The organism is Chryseobacterium sp. CH25, from assembly GCF_004119455.1.
Classification (GTDB): Bacteria; Bacteroidota; Bacteroidia; order Flavobacteriales; family Weeksellaceae; genus Chryseobacterium.
Map to the genome: position 1 here is coordinate 1 of NZ_NRQT01000095.1, position 259 is coordinate 259.

The window sequence follows — 259 nt, forward strand, 5'->3', positions numbered from 1 at the left end:
CCTCAATCAAAAAGAGGTTCAAATATTCCTAACCTATTCTGAACTAGTCTTAAAAATAAAAAACAAGACATTGACGTTAATGAACTGGACAAATCAAGAACTTTCTCCGGAAAAAGTCAGTGAGTCTTCCAAAAGAAAATATACGGGAAGAAAATATGACCCTCAATCAAAAAGAGGTTCAAATATTCCTAACCTATTCTGAACTAGTCTTAAAAATAAAAAACAAGACATTGACGTTAATGAACTGGACAAATCAAGA

Annotated in this window: 1 protein-coding gene; it reads left to right on the plus strand. The window is 31.7% G+C overall.

The annotated features are described in order from the left end of the window. A partial coding sequence (locus BOQ64_RS24330; RefSeq protein ID WP_228448543.1) for a hypothetical protein occupies positions 1 to 202 on the plus strand: 202 nt, incomplete at its 5' end. Positions 203 to 259: the final 57 nt, after the last annotated feature.